Source organism: Bacillus sp. RO1 (assembly GCF_012524115.1).
Classification (GTDB): domain Bacteria; phylum Bacillota; class Bacilli; order Bacillales; family Bacillaceae_I; genus Sutcliffiella_A.
Genome location: NZ_JAAZWB010000075.1, coordinates 1 through 18337 on the forward strand (window position 1 = coordinate 1; position 18337 = coordinate 18337).

Genomic DNA, 18337 nt, shown 5'->3' on the forward strand with positions numbered 1-18337 from the left:
TTGATTTCCGCAAATGGCTTCGCTTTCCTAGGGGCGCTGCTGGAGCCTCCTCGGCTTCGCCTGCGGGGTCTCCACCTAGCGCTATCTCCCTCAGGAGTCTTCGCCTTTTGCTCCAATCAACAGCTAGAAATCCGTTTTACTATACACCTAAAGACCTTGCGATAACCATTCTTTGTACTTCTGAGGTTCCTTCTCCGATTTCTAGGAGTTTTCCGTCGCGCATGAAACGCTCTACGTGATATTCTTTCATGTATCCGTAGCCACCATGGAGTTGAACAGCCTGATCTGCAATTTCCATGCATACTTCTGATGCATAAAGTTTGCACATGGAGGCTTCTTTGGAGAAAGGTCTTCCCTGATCTTTTAACCAGGCAGCTTTATAAACCATCGTTCTGGCAAGTTCCAGTTTCATTGCCATGTCCGCTAGTTTAAATTGGTTAATCTGAAAGCTTGATAAGGAACGGCCGAATTGTTTTCTTTCCTGAGAGTAAGCGAGCGCTCGCTCAAAAGCTGCCTGTGCAATACCAACAGCCATAGCACCGATTCCGATGCGGCCTCCATCAAGAGTGATTAAGAACTGTCTGAAACCTTCTCCGCGTTTTCCTAAAAGGTTTTCCTGCGGCACACGGACATCTTCAAGGACAAGTTCCGTTGTGTTGGAAGCATTAAGGCCCATTTTTTCGTAGTTATCAATGACTTGAAACCCTTTAGCATCTGTTGGAACGATGACAGCAGAGATTTCTTTCTCATTACCTTTTTTATCGGTGATAGCCGTTAATGCCAAATGCTTGGCGTAGGAGGCATTAGTAATGAAACATTTGTTACCATTAATGATGAAATCTTCGCCATCTTCTACAGCAGTTGTCTTTGTACCACCTGCATCAGATCCGGCATTAGGTTCGGTCAACCCGAATGCACCGAGTGATTCTCCTGTGCAAATTGGCACAAGATATTTTTGCTTTTGCTCTTCTGTACCAAACAGGTTTAATGGTGCCCCACCTAATGATACGTGAGCAGAATAAGTGATACCAGTTGATCCGCACGCTCTGCTCAATTCTTCTACGACAATCGCAAAACTAACTGTATCCGCGCCTGCGCCCTCATATTCTTCCGGAAAAGGAAGTCCCATCATTCCTAATTGTGATAACTGTTGAAAGACTTCAACAGGGAATTTTTTATCCCGATCTCGTTGGAGAGCCCCCGGTGCAACTACTTCATCTGAAAACTCTCTAATTGTTTTCTTAATCATCGCTTGTTCTGCCGTTAAATCAAAGTTCAAAATCTTTCCCCCCTTGTTGTTTGGAAAACATTAGCAAGAGCTAGTATTTTTCTTCCTTCCTACAATACATTGAATACGCTTTCATTTGTATTATAATAGATATAAGGGAATTTTCACAACTTTTAAAAATAACTAAATAATCAATAAATTACATTAAAATAATATTTGCAACCAGTAAAACCATCGTTATTATCGCTGAAATGTTTAAATAGTACCATTTCTTTATGTAGCCGATAATAAACCACAGAAGGGTCTGAAAGGTGATGACTGCAAAGGTTAACGGCAATTGAAAAGATACAATTTCAAGTAATTTAATGGAAAGAATAAGTATGAGCAAAGCAAGTACAAAGACCGGTATATGTAGGTAAGATTCTTTTTTTCGAAAAATAAAATATCCGAATATAGAAAGAAGAACGAAAAAAGTTACCAGGAGCATTTGCAAATGAACTGGCATTTCAGTAAAATAAATCACAAGAAACGTTATTGGAACGAGTAAAGAAATTAGACATGCAAAAAAGAGAGAAAATAACTTTCTGCTTCCTTTAGGTGTTTGGTTCACACCCTCTCCTTCTGTATAAAGCGCCAACAGATAGTCACAATATTGCTCTGGTAGGAGACGATTTCTTTTCCAATAGTCGATTTCTTGAATAATGGTTTCTTTTCGATATTTATTCACTTTTGTTAACACTCCAATTACAGGTGTAGATATTAAAAACTGAATATTATAAAAGTATTGAATTGCAAAAAAAGAGAAATAGCTTACTCTTTTCAAGAAAAAGCAAACTATTTCCATATGCCTGATTCTATTCTAGAAAATCCTTCAGACGTTTGCTGCGGCTAGGATGTCTCAACTTACGAAGAGCTTTTGCTTCAATTTGTCGGATACGCTCTCTAGTTACTCCAAATACTTTTCCTACTTCTTCAAGAGTACGAGTGCGTCCGTCATCTAAGCCGAATCTTAGTCTTAATACATTTTCTTCACGGTCAGTAAGTGTATCAAGAACATCTTCCAATTGTTCTTTCAATAATTCATATGCCGCATGATCAGAAGGAGATGTTGCGTCTTGGTCTTCAATAAAGTCTCCAAGATGTGAATCATCCTCTTCACCAATCGGGGTCTCAAGAGAAACTGGCTCCTGGGCAATTTTGAGGATTTCACGTACTTTGTCCGGTGTCAGATCCATATCTTCTGCAATTTCTTCCGGAGATGGTTCGCGACCTAAATCTTGTAATAGCTGGCGTTGAACACGGATAAGCTTGTTGATGGTTTCCACCATATGCACAGGTATACGAATTGTTCTTGCTTGGTCAGCAATTGCACGGGTAATAGCTTGGCGAATCCACCATGTCGCATATGTAGAAAACTTGAATCCTTTACGATAATCAAATTTTTCTACCGCTTTAATCAGACCCATATTACCTTCTTGGATCAAATCAAGGAACAGCATTCCACGGCCCACATAACGCTTAGCAATACTTACAACTAGACGAAGGTTGGCTTCTGCCAAACGACGTTTCGCTTCTTCGTCACCTTCTTCGATTCGGTTTGCAAGACTGATTTCTTCCTCAGCAGAGAGAAGATCCACACGGCCGATTTCTTTCAGGTACATTCTAACCGGGTCATTGATCTTCACACCAGGCGGAACAGTTAGATCATTCAGGTCAAACTCTTCTTCTTTCGCAAGTTGCTGTGTGTTCGGGTCATCATCAGATTCTGTTTCTCCGATGATTTCTACACCCTGTTCACCTAGATATTCGTAGTATTCGTCCATTTGATCGGACTCTATCTCAAAGCCAGCCATTTTTTCGGCTATCTCCTCATACGTTAGGACACCACGCTTTTTACCTACTTCGGTGAGTTGTTCTTTTACTTGTTCGATGGTCAATTCTGTTTCCATCTCTTTTGATTGTGCTGATTTTTCAGCCATCAACTGTCCCCTCCTTCCAACATTGAACGCGATAAAGAGGTATATTTATTGTTTTAACTCTTTTTTCATTTGGATTATTTCCATCGCGATTTGTGCAGCACCAAGATAATCGTTTTGTGCTTCTGCTTGTTTCTTTTCTTGTTCTTTTTCTTTTATTGTTAACAATTTTGGATAATTAAACACCTGTTTCATATAATCATGTAGCACTGCATCACTTAATTCTTCTTCAAGTGTTAGCATACCTAGTTCAGAAATAATTTTCTTGAGCGATTGCTCAGGTATACGCTCCATGAATATACTGATATTCGGCTCATACCCTTCTTCGTAAAATGCATATAGATAGGTAGCAATCGCACGGTGCTCTTCTATGATAAAGGAGCCTGCAATGGAAGCTTGCACCTTTTCAGATACTCCCCTATCTTTGAGCATATGTGCCAGCAAATAGCGTTCGGCATTTAAATAAGCCGGTTTTAGCGCTTGGGTAAAGATTTTGGGTTTGTTAGGTATATTTATTCTATTCTGCTCGTTATAATCCTTTTTTTGCATTAAAGATTTATATACTTGAAACTGCTGCTGTTTTAAAGCTTCCAAAGAGATGGAAAATTCATCAGATAACTGACGAAGATAATGATCCCTTTCAACCGCTTTTGACAGCAGGCTAATCTCTTTTAGAACATCTTCCACATACCGCATCCGTTCGCCTTCGTCTTTCATATTCCTGCCCTTGCGTAAGTACCTGAGCTTAAATGACATGAACGTTAAACTTGCCCCTATTACATCCTGCTTAAATGAATCAGATCCTTTACTACGGATATAGTCATCAGGGTCCATTTTATCTGGCATCATGGCAATTCTTACGTAACATCCTTGCTGAATGAGGATGTTCGCTGCCCTGTAGGCTGCTTCAATTCCGGCATTGTCCCCGTCATAACAAATGGTGACATTTTCAACATGCCTTCTTATGATTCGGGCCTGCTCTTCAGTCAAGGACGTTCCCATCGTAGCGATTCCATTAGGTAATCCCGCTGTGTCTGCAGCAATAACGTCGGCAAATCCTTCAAAAAGGATAACCTGTTCCTGCTTTCTTATATGGGGACGAGCCTGATGGAAGTTGTAAAGAATTTTACTTTTATTAAATAGTGGGGTCTCTGGTGAATTTAAATACTTTGGTTCACCTTCTCCAAGCACTCTTCCAGAAAAGGCAATAACATTCCCTTTATGATCATGAATCGGAAACATAATTCGGTTTCTGAAACGATCAAAATATTCAGCTGTATGCTCCTTTTCAATTAAAAGGCCGGCCTTCTCCAACAGCTGCTGGTTGTAGCCCCTTTTCGTCAAAAACTTTAAAGCAAAGTCCCAACTGTTAAGTGAATAGCCAACACCGAATTTCTTTAACGTTTCGTCGGTAAATCCTCTTCCTGTCACATAATCATAAGCTTCCTGGCCCTCTTTTGTATTTAACAGTAAATGATGGTAAAATTTATGCAAAAGCAAATGTGCATCCATCATCCATTTCGTTTCTTTCGACTGGCCTGATTGTTCTGTTGCAGTATATTCCGGTACTTCCACTTCTACATTGGAGGACTTGGCAAGTTTTTGGGCAGCTTCTACAAAACTGACACCCTCAATCTCCATGATGAAGTTGAAAGCATTACCGCCGGCACCACAACCAAAGCAGTGATAGATTTGTTTGTCTGGGGCAACAGAGAAAGAAGGAGTACTCTCCCCATGAAAGGGACAAAGTCCAAAATAGTTGCGTCCTTGCTTTTTCAATTGCACATATTCACTTATTACATCAACAATGTCAGTAGACTGTCTAATTTGATCAATGGTTTGTTCAGGAATTCGATAATTCATAACCACACTCCGTGACTTACTATTTCTATCTCTATTCGGAAATTCCTGCAATTTTCGACAAAGTTTTTTTAAGTGATTGAACAAATCTTTCTCTGTCTTTCATTGAAAAAGCTTTAGGTCCCTTGGAATAGTTCCCTTTTCTCCGTTCTTTCGCAGATAGAAATCTCATATGCAAGCTCAGTTCCATTTCACTCTCTTCATACTGTTTTCCACGAGGAGTGAGAACATAAACGTTTTTGGACACAAGCATGCTTGCTAGACCAATATCTTGAGTGACTACAACATCATCCTTCTTTGCATGATTCAGAATATAAAGGTCAGCAGATTCTTTTTCATCATCCACATAGACCCAATTTCCTTCCGTTTTATTGGTCATGACGTGGGAATAAGAAGCTACGTAGCACACATCAACTTTATATGTATGACTTATTCTACTTATTTCTTCTTTAACAGGACACGCATCTGCATCCACCAAAATAATAGGTTTGCGATTATTTTGCATGTTAAATGGTTTCTACATCCCTTCCCAAAAACCTTCTTTTTTCGATATGTTTTTTTGTAGTTGTCGAACGAAACTGTTATATTGCCCTTGACTTATTGCTATTTTTAGTTTATTCGATAATCCATCACTCTAAACCCTATCGAGGAATTTTTTATCACAATTTTTTATTATAATATAAACTATCCAAATTGACCACTGTTTCACATCGAATAGTGAGTAATCTAAAATCATAAAAAAAACTGGGCAAAAAACCGCCCGATCCTATAGTATATTGTTTAATCGTCGCTGTTGATTTTCGCAAATGGCTTCGCTTTCCTAGGGGCTGACGAGAGCCTCCTCGGCAAGCCTGCGGGGTCTCCACCTAGCCCTATCTCCCTCAGGACAAGGAAGGCTTTGGCAGCGAAACATCGCACGAAGCAAATGCGTAGCATTTTCGAGGAGTCTTCGCCTTTTGCTACAATCAACAGCTATGAATTACAATAATGTAAAATTAATGCTTTCTCAGATAACTTGGTTAAATACCTTTCATAAACCCTAGGTAAGTGAAATCATTTTGTTGATTGAAGTGTAAGGCGCGTAGACGCCCGCGGGAGGAAGGGACAGGTGAAACCCCACAGGCTGAAAGCCGAGGAGGCTCACGGACCACCCGCAGGCAAGCGAAGCGCCTGGAACGGAAATCAACGGGATTTAGGCTTTCTTCCCTTTAAAAAAAGAGCACTCCTAAAAGCGCTCTTTACTTTAAACGGTTATTATAAATGTTAGAGATAAGGTTGGCCGTTTCTTCTACGGCTTTATTCGTAACATCTATCACTTCACAACCTATTTTATTTACAATTGTTTCAAAAAATGCCAACTCTTCTTTTATTCTTTCAAGGTTGGCATAGGCAGCTTTATCATTCAGCCCCAGTGCTTTCAACCTTTCTTTTCGGATATCATTTAGCTTTTCAGGCGAGATCTTTAGACCGAAGCATTTTTCAGGATTCACTTTAAAAAGTTCTTCTGGTGGGTCTACCTCTGGAACTATTGGTACATTTGCCACTTTTAGGCGTTTATGCGCAAGGTATTGGGATAAAGGTGTTTTAGACGTTCTAGAAACCCCTACTAACACGATATCCGCTTTAATAATTCCCCTTGGATCTCTTCCATCATCATATTTCACAGCAAATTCTACTGCTTCAATTTTTTTGAAATAATCATCGTCTAATTGTCTTACCAACCCAGGTTGGTATTTAGGTTTAACACCGTATTCTTGCTCCATCAAGTCCACAAGAGGTCCGATGATGTCATACACCTGTACGCCTTCTTTTTTTGCCAGTTCTACAAGGTGTTTCCTCATTTCAGGGACAACAAGTGTAAAGGCGATTAGACCTTGATTAAGTTTTGCAATTGAGACTACTTCCGATAATGTTGCAATGTCTTCTACATAAGGAATTCGTTTGAGATGGAAGTTCGCCCCATTAAATTGGCTGATAGCCGCTTTTACTGCCAACTCTGCAGTTTCTCCGACTGAATCAGATACGATATATACGGTACGCTTCTCCATGATTCTCCTCCAATCTAGATAATTTCATCGTGTGCCAAGGCAACCAGCACTTTTGTGATATTCGTTTTGGTAATTCTACCGATTACTTCATAACCTTTATCCGTTTGCTTAACGACTGGAAGAGCATCTATTTGTTTTTCAATCAGTTTTTTTGCTACATCGATGATCAAGTCTTCTTTAAAGCAGTACGTAACATTAGGCATTCTTGTCATAATGATATTAACGGGTATAGAGGTAAGCTCCTGTTTACCGATACTGGCCCTTAAGAGGTCCTTTCTAGAGAGCACTCCCACTATAATAGAGAAGTTGTCCACTACAAATAGGGTTCCCACATCTTCTAGGAACATGGTGCAGATTGCGTCATAAACGGAAACACTTTCATGTACAACAACCGGTATGGACTGGTGGTCATTCACTTGGATCTTATTTATTTTATCGGATAATAGTTGCGATCCTGTTTTTCCAGTGTAGAAATATCCAACTCGAGGACGGGCATCTAAATATCCGGCCATGGTCAAAATAGCTAGGTCGGGACGAAGGGTTGCCCTAGTCAAGTTTAGTTGATCGGCTATTGCTTCTCCGGTAATCGGTCCTTGTTCTTTGACTATTTGCAAAATAGTTTCTTGCCGCTTATTCAGTTCGATTTTTGTTCACCACCTAATGGGTTATAAGGTGCACTTCGCTGAACGGGTGCCCTCCGCTTTTCTATTTGTGACATACTGTATATGTAAATAATATATACTAATTATACTGATAAACAGAAGAATTGGAAAGAGGCTGACTAAATATTGTGAGGAATGCATTAGTCAGCCTCTTTTGTGTGTTTAACTATTTTACCATAGGGTTATATGTTTGTCTTTTTTTATCACTTAACAATGATGCCATTTACATTTCCGAAAATGGATATAACTTTTGCCATATCATCCATTAGAGCGAGGCGATTTGTCTTAATTGCTTCATCATCTGTCATTACCATGATGTTATCAAAGAAGGCATCAATCGCTGGTTTTAAGGAAGCAAGTTCCTCATAAACTACGGAGAAATCCTGTTCTGCCGCAGCACGTAGCACAAGATCCTTTTTGTTGTTAAATTGTTTATAAAGCTCTTGTTCTTGCTCTTGACTTAGTAAGTTTTCTTTAACTTCAGCAGAAAGAGTTGCTTTCTTGGCAATGTTGCATACACGACTTAATGATTCCATCGTTTCTTTAAAGTCTGCTTCGTTTTTCTTTGATTCAAGCGTTTCTGCTTTTTTCACAGTGGAACAAACATTCTCAAGTGGCAGCTCTAAAAGCGCATCTACGATGTCATATCGCACGCCACGCTCGGAAAGATTGTTCTTAAGTCGTAATTTAAAGAAGACTAAGAGGTCTTCCATGATGGCAGTTGCATCTTTCTTTGCAATACCTTTTTCCACATAGCGTTCAACTACTGAATGCATGAATGATTCTAAAGAGAAGGTCCACTCTTTGTTCAAGATTGTCTGGATGATTCCTGATGCTTGGCGTCTTAATGCGTAAGGATCCTGTGACCCTGTAGGAATAACTCCTATAGCAAAGAAACCAACAATGGTATCCAGCTTTTCTGCGATGCTCAGGATAGCACCTACATCAGTAGATGGGGTCTTGTCATCTGCTGATCTTGGCATATAGTGCTCATTAATCGCCTTAGCAACGATTGGGCTTTCTCCTTTAGCCAATGCATACTTTTCCCCCATGATTCCTTGCAACTCAGGGAATTCATAGACCATATGAGAAACAAGGTCAAATTTATAGATGGAGGATGCGCGTTCAACATGTTTTTGCGTTTCGCTGTTCACATTCACAATTTGCGCCAGGTCAGCTGCAACGGCCTGAACACGTCTCACTTTATCTCCGGTTGTTCCAATTTCTTCATGGAATACGATTTTATCCAATTTTTTTATTGCATTGTCTATTACAAGCTTTTCGTCTTCCTTAGAGAAGAATGCAGCATCAGAAAGTCTTGCCCGCAGTACTTTCTCATTTCCTCTTGCAACATTATCTAAATTCTCGTGGTTCCCGTTTCGAACAGTTATGAAGTATGGCAAAAGTGTTCCCGCTTCACTTTTAACCGGAAAATAACGTTGATGTTCTTTCATAGATGTGATTAATACTTCTTCAGGCAATGTTAGATAGTCAGATTCGAATGTACCAAACAATGCTGTTGGATACTCTACTAAGTTATTCACTTCTTCTAAAAGATCTTCATCCACAGGTATGATCCAACCATTCTCTTCTCCTATGATGGATAGTTGTTTCCTGATTGCTTCTTTTCGTTCCACAGCATTCACAATTACATAATGAGAAAGCAACTCTTCCACATAGCTACCAGCGTCTTTTAATTCGATCTGACCACCAAGGAAACGATGACCTGAGGATACTCTGTCCGCCTTTACCTTTGCAATTTCGACTGGAATAATCTCTTCGCCAAAAAGAGCAATCAACCATTTGATTGGTCGAACATATCTTAGGTCCTCATCAGCCCAGCGCATATTCTTCGGGAAGTGCAGGCTAGTAGCAACAGAAGCAATGCTGCCAAGAATTTCTTTCGTTTCTTTTCCTTTTACATGCTTTTGAACATGCACATATTCCACACCGTTGATTTCTTTAAAATAAATATCCTCAACTGTTAGTCCTTGACCTCTAGTAAAACCTTGAGCGGCCTTTGACCATTCACCATCAGCTGAAAGCGCAACTTTTTTTGCAGGTCCCTTCGCTTCTATGGTAACATCTTCTTGTTTTTCAACTAGGCCTTCAACTAGAATTGCAAGCCTTCTTGGAGTAGAGTAAGCTTGGATGTTATCATAGGCCAGTTGATTCGTTTCAAGCCAAGATTTCACTTTATCTTGAAGCTGAGTCATAGAATCCGTTACAAAGCGAGCCGGCATCTCTTCTAAACCGATCTCAAATAAAAAGTCTCTCTTACTCATTGGTGCTCTCCTCCTTTTTCAAGATTGGGAAACCTAGCTTTTCTCTTTCCTCATAGAAAGTTCTTGCTACTTTACGGGCCAGGTTTCTTACTCGACCGATATAACCAGTTCGTTCGGTAACAGATATAGCACCACGGGCGTCCAATTGATTGAATGTATGGGAGCATTTCAAAACATAATCGTAGGCAGGGTGAACAAGACCATGGTCCATCTGGCGGTGTGCTTCTTTTTCATAGATATCAAACAAAGAAAACAGCATATCAGGATCAGATGTTTCAAATGTATATTTAGAGTGCTCATATTCCGGTTGAAGGAAAATATCACGAACGGTGAAACCTTCTGTCCATTCCAGGTCGAATACGTTTTCCTTGTCTTGAATATAGGATGCAAGTCGTTCGATACCATAAGTGATTTCTACAGAAACCGGTTTACATTCAATTCCACCAACTTGTTGAAAATAAGTGAATTGTGTAATTTCCATTCCATCTAGCCAAACTTCCCAGCCTAGTCCTGCAGCCCCAAGCGTTGGAGCTTCCCAGTTATCTTCTACAAATCGGATATCATGTTTAAGCGGGTCAATCCCTAGTTTCTTGAGTGATTCCAAGTATAATTCTTGGATGTTGTCTGGTGATGGCTTCATGATTACTTGGAATTGGTGATGTTGGTATAAGCGGTTTGGGTTTTCTCCGTATCGGCCGTCTACAGGCCTTCTGGATGGTTCAACGTATGCTACGTTCCATGGCTCTGGGCCGATGCTTCTTAGGAATGTATAGGGGCTCATTGTTCCGGCACCTTTTTCTACGTCGTAGGCTTGCATGAGGATACAGCCTTGCTCTGACCAGTGGTTTTGCAGGGTCAGGATCATGTTTTGGATGTTCATTTTGACACCTTCCTTTTTTAAGTTGGTTACTGTTAGACGCCGCTGTTGATTTGCGCGCCAGGCTCCGCTTTCCGCGGGACGGTGTTTGAGCCTCCTCACAACGCTTCAGGGGTCTCAATCAACCGTTATCCCCCGCAGGAGTCTTCGCCTTTTGCTCCAATCATCAGCTTAGAGACTACACTGAACTATAGTAGTCATTCTAAAGAACGCCTTAACTCCATATGTTGGCTGGAGGACAAAAAGGAGAACCTCTTGTCTCTATGCCAACAGAAGTTGTTAGCATAGGGACGAGAGATTCTCCCGCGGTTCCACCCTATTTGTAAAAAGGGATGTCCTTTTTACCACTTTATCCGTATTGCTCCAGAACGCCTTCCCTACCTCTTGATTCCCTAGCTCACACCACCCTAGGTTCGCTTTAATCGAGTTTGATAAGTACTACTTTCCTTCAATGCAATCTTTATGAATGTAATTGGATAATAAATGATTTCTTTTCCAAAGTCAATCAGGTTTTTCTTTTTTTTCAGGTAGATTTGCTTTCAATGATCCTATTTGCTTCAGAAAGCGCTTGGATTTTAACATTATCCCAGAATAGGCTTCATAATATTCATCAATAATGAATCGTAACTCTTTTCGTGTTTCTTCTTTTAGCGACAGGTTTCCAATTCTATTCAAATCATAATAGTAAAATGTCCGTAAGAGTCTCAAGGTAGCTGGAGAGACTTTTATTAGGTATGGGTCCTTGTGAAAGCATCTGTTGCAAAGGAAGCCTCCTTCTTTAATAGAAAAAGCAAAGGTTCCTTCTGTTGCACCACATGAAGCACAGCGATTTAATTCCGGCGTAATACCGATGACATCACACATCTTCATTTCAAAGATGAAGGTCAATATTTCTGCATCGTACCCATCATCAATAAAGTGAAGCACTTGGTATAAAAGCTCATAAAGTGCCGGATTACGCTTCCCTTCATCTGTGGTTCTATCCATCAATTCTACGATGTAAGAAGCATAAGCTGTCAGGAAGATATCCTCTCGAATAGATCTCATCGATTCCATGATTTCACCTTGCTGGAGGCTTCCTAGTCCTGTTCCCCTTTGAAAGACAAAGGTCCCATGGGAAAATAACTGGGAGACAGCGGTAAATCGGCTGCTAGGCTTGTTGGCACCTCTTGCCATTACCCCTACTTTTCCAAGCTCTTTTGAGTAGATGGTAACAATCTTATTATTTTCACCATAGGCATTTGTTCGAATGACAATGCCTTCACATTTATGTAGCAAATCGTACACCGTCCATTTTTCTGGCTTTTATTAATTGTACGTTCTACAAAATAAAAAGGCAATCTACAACACTTACGTGAGTAAACTGCCTTAATAATTGATCATCTGTCATTATGAAATTGGTAAGTCACGATTCGCTAGCTCTTCTGTCTGTTCGGGTAAATCGCCATTCTCTTTCTCAAGTTCTTTGAAAAGAAGATAGGTATCAATATTACCTGTTTCTTTAAAGACCTTCCAGGTAAAATCCAACATTGTAAACTCCACCCTTTCTGTAGTAAAGACCAGCATGCCTATTCCAATTCCTATATGACTATGATGACCGTAGAAGGGTCAAAACATGTTAGATAAATTTTGTAAATTCAATGCTACGAATTGACTATATTCCGCTCGTCTTTCCGATTAGTATTCGTCTTCATTAAAACCAAAATCTCTAAGCTGTGACTGCTTGTTACGCCAATCCTTCTGGACTTTTACCCACAGTTCCAAAAACACCTTGGATCCAAGCAATGCTTCAATGTCCACTCTGGCTTTTTGTCCCACTTCTTTTAAAACTTTTCCTTGCTTACCGATGACAATTCCTTTTTGTGAATCACGTTCCACTACGACAGTAGCCTGGATATCGACCATTTCCTTGTCTTCTCGCTTCTTCATCGAATCAATTGCTACAGCTATGGAATGTGGAACTTCCTCTCTTGTCAGATGAAGCACTTTCTCCCTAATTAGCTCAGCAACAATAAAACGCTCAGGATGATCGGTAACTTGGTCGGCCGGGTAATATTGGGGGCCTTCTGGAAGGAATTGCTTAATTTGTTCTAATAGAACTTCTACATTGTTACCTTGCAAAGCAGAAATCGGAACTATTTCTCTAAAAGGATACAATGCTTTGTAAGTTTCCATCAATGGAAGTAGGTCATCTGGATGTACTTCGTCAATTTTATTTATTACCAAATAAACTGGGGTTGAAGTTTCCTTCAGTTTTTCGATAATAAATTCATCGCCTTTTCCTAGACCTTCTTTTGCATTGATCATAAATAGAACTAGATCAACTTCTTTTAACGTATTTTGCGCCACCTTCATCATAAAATCGCCAAGTTTGTGCTTTGGTTTATGAATGCCCGGTGTGTCGATGAAAACAATTTGTGCATCGTCTTGCGTATATACACCCTGAATTTTATTTCGAGTTGTTTGTGGTTTGTCGCTCATTATCGCAATTTTTTGGCCGATTACTCTGTTCAAAAATGTAGATTTTCCAACATTCGGCCTGCCAATGATGGAGACAAACCCTGATTTAAAATTGGTAGTTGTATTGTTATGCATTAAGATCCTCCGGTGAAAAAGCTCCAGGCAGTAATTCAGCTACTGTTAATTCCTGTATATCACCGTGAAGGTTTGTCAGGATTACTTTCGTTTCAGGTGCACATAGCTCAGATATTACTTGACGGCAAGCTCCACAGGGTGGAACAGGTCGTTTCGTATCGGCTACAACAGCAATCGCATCAAATTCTTTAATACCATCTGAATACGCTTTAAAAAGCGCTGTTCTTTCTGCACAGTTACACATACTATATGCAGCATTTTCAATGTTGCATCCGCGATAGACCTTTCCGTCTTTTCCTAATAATGCCGCGCCTACTTTAAACTTGGAGTAGGGTACATAAGCCATTTCTCTTGCTGCTTTTGCTTCTTGGATTAAAGCTTCGATGTTCACAGTTACTCTTCCTTTCTTCTGTAAGCTTCGGGTGCGCGTTACTTATATTTTACCTCAAATCACTTTTTAAATCACCCTTAAATTTTAAAAAATTTTAAATTTTCAATTTATTTAGTAATTTGATTGTGATAATTTATTTTTGACCAAATATTGAATATTTATCCACCTGTTGACTGCAGTGCAAGGTGAGAGACTCCTGCGGGGGAGAAACGGTAGTCTTGAGACCCCGCAGGCAAAGCCGAGGAGGCTCAAGCACCGTCCCGCGGAAAGCGATCACCTGGAACGGAAGGAAACAGGAGTTATAGTAAATTCACTTATTCAAAAAAATTGTAATATAAGGGCTAAATAAGATTACACCAATAATAACAGAGATACAAGCAAAAACTAAGGCCGCAGAGGCAGCCACATCTTTTGCCGTTTTTGCAAGAGGATGATACTCCTCCGTCACAAGATCCACCACATTTTCGATAGCGGTATTAATAATTTCAATGACAAACATCCCACCAATTACAAGAAACAGGATTAGCCACTCCACTTTTGTAATCTGAAAAAATAATGACATTCCAATCATTACAACAGCTATAAAAACATGAAACTTAATGTTTCTTTCCGTTCGAAGGACAAACATTAGCCCCTCAAGCGCATAGGAAAAACTAGAAGTAAATGACCCTCGATATCCTTTTCTGTTACGATCGCGTGAGTCCATAGGCATCCAGGATTTCTTTCTGTTTATCAAACATAACTTTTTCGTCTGCTTCGTTTTCATGATCATAACCTAACAAATGCAATAGGCCGTGGAGGGCAAGAAATCCGAGCTCCCGTTTTACAGAATGGCCATATTCTTCTGCTTGTTCTTCTGCTTTTGGAATGGAGATGATGATATCTCCGAGCATACGAGGTGCATCTTCCTCATAATGGATTTCGATCTCTCCCTCACCCATCTCCTCCATCGCGAAGGAAATGACATCTGTAGGACGGTCCTTGTCACGATATTCTCGGTTAATCTCCTGAATTCTGTCATTATTCACAAATGTCACGGAGAGTTCAGCACCGGCTTGAATAGACTCTTTTTCAGCAGCAAATATCAATAAATTTTTTATATCATCCCACTGTTCATCTGTCAGTCTTGTTGTTTCATCTAACATATCGATTTCTATCATGATTCTTCTTCCTCTCCTTTCGGATACTCAATTCTTGAATGAAAAATTCCTTGTAATGTTTCACAGAAGGACTTACCGATTTCTTCAAGCTCCTTGAATGTCAGATCACAGTCACTATATTGTCCATCTTGAAGACGGTCTTTAATGATAGCCTTTACAATTGTTTCAATTTTATCGGGGGTCGGATTATTCAATGACCTTACCGCCGCTTCTATGCTGTCGGCAGTCCCAACGATTGCCGCTTCCTTGGAAGTAGCTTTTGGTCCTGGATAACGATACTCTTCTTCTTTAATATTTTCGTTTTGTTCTTTTGCTTTATGATAGAAGAACTTCAATAGTGTCGTACCATGATGCTGTGCTGCAATATCGACGATCTCTTTTGGCATATTATGATCCTTGAGTATTTGAGCTCCGTCCGTTGCATGGGCAATTATAATATTCTTACTCGTCTGAGGAGGGAGCTTATCATGTGGATTTGCTCTTCCCATTTGATTTTCAATAAAATAATGTGGCCTTTTTGTTTTGCCTATATCATGATAATAAGATGCAACTCTTGCAAGCAGCCCATTAGCACCTACTGCCTCACATGCAGATTCCGCTAGATTAGCCACCATTACACTATGGTGATACGTTCCTGGAGTTTCCATCAATATTTTTCTCAGCAATGGGTGATTCGGATTGGAGAGCTCAAGCAACTTCATCGTTGATAGCATTCCAAAGCCCACTTCAAAGAATGGGAGAATTCCGATAGTAAGAACAGCTGAAACCACTCCGGAACCGACTGCCATTGTCCCATTTATCCCAAGTTCTAATAATTCGTTCATGCCAGTTAGGTCTCTGTTTGTCAATAGAATCAACGCAATGACCGTCACCACGTTTATGAATGACACAAAAAGTCCTGTCTGAAGTATTGTAAGTCGTCTGTTATGCTGATTTAAGAATAATACCGACGCCACAGCCGAAATAATCAGATATGACCCCACGGTATAGTTCATGGCTCCTGGAACCATATTAAAAATAAAACTTCCACAAATCCCAAAAATAATACTTGAAAATATGGCAATGCGATCGTTAATCAGCATTTTTATTAGCATGGCACCCATTGCAACCGGGGCAATATAACCAATTTCAGTTGTATTAAGGGTTTGAAAGAAACTAAAAATTTTCAATAAGATTAACGTGATAGAAAAAATTAATAAATACATGGTCAAATACGTATTTTTACTGTGAATAGCAGTATCAATGTTTTTAAACAAGTACACCAGCGCAAAGATCATTAAACCAATAATGATTAATAACCCAGCATAGGGTGCCACATTGTCAGATTGATTGACAAATCCGGCAACGGTAAGAAGCCTATATGTTTCCCGGTCAATAAATTGGCCAGCCTTTACAAGTGTATCACCTTGTGAAATTCGAACAGGTTCAACAGCGTCGATTGCCTGTTGCTTCTTTTCCTGCGTTTGGGCCGAATCATAAATAACATTTTGGATAACAGAAATGCTAGAAATATTAATAATAACGCTTGGCACATTGCCAGATTGTGAGAGCTCCGTTCTCGCAAGGTTTTTCGCTTCACTAGCGTCTTCAGTTGTATGTATATCCCTAGACATAGCGTTATTGATTGCCGTTACGGATGCGTTTTTATACCTAGTGAGGTCAGCTTCCTTAGAACCAAGCAAGAAGAGCAGATTTTCATCTTCCAATTCTTTTTCCCAACGGTCTGGGACTTGTCCTTCAAGTGCTTCTTTTAGCAGCTTTAACTTTTCTGCGTCTGTCAGCATAATTGGCTCAGGTTCTTCTTGAGGCTCTGAGGAATCGTCCTCTCCCTCAGTTGGAGGTGAGGTTTCCGGAACTTTTTCGAGCTCGGCAATCTGGTTTTTAGTATCAATCAGCACTTCAAAAAAGTTCTCAATTCTTGCAATTTGTTGATATACCTTATCCTTGTCTCTAATGAATTGATCAGGGACTTTATCTGCTGCTTCTTTTCTTAATAATTCTGTAGCTTCTCTATCTTCAAAACTATGAGGTGCCACAATCGTTTTTTCAGCAGTGCTGAATAGTTGTACATTTATCTTCTCAGGCTTAACATTACTAAACATAATACCAAACATGATAAGTCCCAACAGCACATATATAATGACATGGTAAAACTTAAAAGCCTTTAAGTGTTGAAAAGAAATTTTCCAGGATTTCGATTTCTTTTTCACTGTTATTTGACTCCCTCCATAAACGACATCCCCAAAAATAAAATCCTTTACAAGTGAAATAGCCCCAATAAAGGGGCTTTATTTTGATTCAAGCTTTTCGTATGCATCGATAATTCTCGCAACCAACGGATGACGGACGACGTCTGATTGTTCGAGTTCAATAAATTGAATGCCTGATGTATTTTTCAAGATATCCCTCACTACTGCGAGGCCTGACTTCATTCCTTTTGGCAAATCAACTTGGGATATGTCACCCGTAATCACCATTTTCGATCCAAATCCAAGTCTTGTAAGGAACATCTTCATCTGGGCTGCAGTTGTATTCTGCGCTTCATCGAGAATGACAAATGCATCGTCCAGCGTACGGCCCCTCATGTAAGCTAAGGGAGCAATTTCAATGGTCCCTCTTTCTATTAACCTTTGGGTATGTTCAGAACCAAATACATCGTGCAACGCATCATATAACGGTCGTAAATATGGGTCCACTTTCTCTTTCAAGTCTCCTGGCAGAAAACCTAAGCTCTCCCCAGCTTCCACAGCAGGGCGAGTAAGGATAATTCTTTTTACCTGCCCGTTTTTTAATGCAGTTACTGCCATAACCACGGCTAAGTATGTTTTTCCTGTTCCTGCAGGACCGATCCCAAAAACAAGATCTTTTTTCCTGATTGCAGAAACATACTGTCTTTGTCCTAAAGTCTTTACACGTATAGACTTACCTTTTACATTTTTTGTTAACTCTTCATCGTATAGTTCTTGAAAAGAGTGCATCTTGTCTTCTTTAGCAAGCTGAATGGCATAGATGACATCTCTCTCACTGATCGTAATGCCTTTTCGAATGACTTCTAATAAATTTTGTATGACGCTATCGACCATCTCCACTTGTTTGACATCACCGGATACATTGACTGTTTCTCCGCGGGTCACAATGGATACGTTCAATTCTTCCTCAATTCTCTTCAGGTTGACATCTTGATTCCCAAAGAGAGCAATAGCTTCGTTTGGATTATTTAGTTGTTGATTCATCATCACTAGTTCTTCTGACATT

17 protein-coding genes and 1 other annotated feature are annotated in these 18337 nt (G+C 39.9%); all 17 genes read right to left on the reverse strand.

All coding sequences use genetic code 11. The features are described from left to right. Nucleotides 1–139: 139 nt before the first annotated feature. Entirely contained in the window at nucleotides 140–1279 is a 1140-nt protein-coding gene (locus HC179_RS11125) for an acyl-CoA dehydrogenase family protein (RefSeq protein ID WP_168864373.1), read from the reverse strand. Nucleotides 1280–1427: 148 nt separating this feature from the next. Beyond that, nucleotides 1428–1955, reverse strand: coding sequence for a hypothetical protein (locus HC179_RS11130; RefSeq protein WP_168864374.1), 528 nt, complete (start codon nucleotides 1953–1955; stop codon nucleotides 1428–1430). A 127-nt stretch (nucleotides 1956–2082) separates the two neighbouring features. Next, nucleotides 2083–3207, reverse strand: a complete 1125-nt coding sequence (gene rpoD / locus HC179_RS11135; RefSeq protein ID WP_060665046.1) for an RNA polymerase sigma factor RpoD — start codon at nucleotides 3205–3207, stop codon at nucleotides 2083–2085. A gap of 45 nt (nucleotides 3208–3252) precedes the next feature. Continuing rightward, nucleotides 3253–5067 carry a DNA primase gene (gene dnaG, locus HC179_RS11140; RefSeq protein WP_168864375.1) on the reverse strand — a complete coding sequence of 605 codons (1815 nt, stop codon included), beginning with the start codon at nucleotides 5065–5067 and terminating at the stop codon, nucleotides 3253–3255. Nucleotides 5068–5098: 31 nt separating this feature from the next. Continuing rightward, on the reverse strand, nucleotides 5099–5569 hold the full coding sequence (locus tag HC179_RS11145) for a YaiI/YqxD family protein (protein ID WP_168864376.1): 471 nt from the start codon (nucleotides 5567–5569) through the stop codon (nucleotides 5099–5101). 733 nt (nucleotides 5570–6302) lie between these two features. Then, on the reverse strand, nucleotides 6303–7112 hold the full coding sequence (locus tag HC179_RS11150) for a pyruvate, water dikinase regulatory protein (protein WP_168864377.1): 810 nt from the start codon (nucleotides 7110–7112) through the stop codon (nucleotides 6303–6305). 14 nt (nucleotides 7113–7126) lie between these two features. Further along, nucleotides 7127–7756: a transcriptional regulator CcpN gene (gene ccpN, locus HC179_RS11155; protein ID WP_082380827.1), complete on the reverse strand. Its 630-nt coding sequence runs from the start codon at nucleotides 7754–7756 to the stop codon at nucleotides 7127–7129. A 221-nt stretch (nucleotides 7757–7977) separates the two neighbouring features. Next, the gene (gene glyS, locus HC179_RS11160) at nucleotides 7978–10059 is read right to left on the reverse strand and encodes a glycine--tRNA ligase subunit beta (protein ID WP_168864378.1); all 2082 of its coding nucleotides are present in this window, start codon (nucleotides 10057–10059) and stop codon (nucleotides 7978–7980) included. After that, nucleotides 10052–10939 carry a glycine--tRNA ligase subunit alpha gene (gene glyQ, locus HC179_RS11165; protein ID WP_148987640.1) on the reverse strand — a complete coding sequence of 296 codons (888 nt, stop codon included), beginning with the start codon at nucleotides 10937–10939 and terminating at the stop codon, nucleotides 10052–10054. Before glyQ ends, glyS begins: the two co-directional genes overlap by 8 nt. A gap of 280 nt (nucleotides 10940–11219) precedes the next feature. After that, nucleotides 11220–11397, reverse strand: a binding site (T-box leader). Nucleotides 11398–11437: 40 nt separating this feature from the next. Next, nucleotides 11438–12214, reverse strand: coding sequence for a DNA repair protein RecO (gene recO, locus HC179_RS11170; RefSeq protein WP_168864379.1), 777 nt, complete (start codon nucleotides 12212–12214; stop codon nucleotides 11438–11440). Between the two features lie 111 nt (nucleotides 12215–12325). Continuing rightward, nucleotides 12326–12466, reverse strand: a complete 141-nt coding sequence (locus HC179_RS11175) for a YqzL family protein (RefSeq protein ID WP_082380828.1) — start codon at nucleotides 12464–12466, stop codon at nucleotides 12326–12328. Between the two features lie 147 nt (nucleotides 12467–12613). After that, on the reverse strand, nucleotides 12614–13531 hold the full coding sequence (gene era, locus HC179_RS11180; RefSeq protein ID WP_168864380.1) for a GTPase Era: 918 nt from the start codon (nucleotides 13529–13531) through the stop codon (nucleotides 12614–12616). After that, nucleotides 13524–13922 carry a cytidine deaminase gene (locus tag HC179_RS11185; protein ID WP_060665055.1) on the reverse strand — a complete coding sequence of 133 codons (399 nt, stop codon included), beginning with the start codon at nucleotides 13920–13922 and terminating at the stop codon, nucleotides 13524–13526. The genes era and HC179_RS11185 overlap by 8 nt, the downstream gene beginning before the upstream one ends. Nucleotides 13923–14232: 310 nt before the next feature. Next, the gene (locus HC179_RS11190; RefSeq protein ID WP_168864461.1) at nucleotides 14233–14628 is read right to left on the reverse strand and encodes a diacylglycerol kinase; all 396 of its coding nucleotides are present in this window, start codon (nucleotides 14626–14628) and stop codon (nucleotides 14233–14235) included. Next, nucleotides 14609–15082: an rRNA maturation RNase YbeY gene (gene ybeY / locus HC179_RS11195; RefSeq protein WP_205825299.1), complete on the reverse strand. Its 474-nt coding sequence runs from the start codon at nucleotides 15080–15082 to the stop codon at nucleotides 14609–14611. The genes HC179_RS11190 and ybeY overlap by 20 nt, the downstream gene beginning before the upstream one ends. Further along, complete coding sequence (locus HC179_RS11200) at nucleotides 15079–17292, reverse strand: HD family phosphohydrolase (protein WP_481747971.1); 2214 nt, start codon at nucleotides 17290–17292, stop codon at nucleotides 15079–15081. The genes ybeY and HC179_RS11200 overlap by 4 nt, the downstream gene beginning before the upstream one ends. Before the next feature lie 78 nt (nucleotides 17293–17370). Next, nucleotides 17371–18336 carry a PhoH family protein gene (locus HC179_RS11205; protein WP_168864381.1) on the reverse strand — a complete coding sequence of 322 codons (966 nt, stop codon included), beginning with the start codon at nucleotides 18334–18336 and terminating at the stop codon, nucleotides 17371–17373. Between the last annotated feature and the right edge of the window lies 1 nt (nucleotide 18337).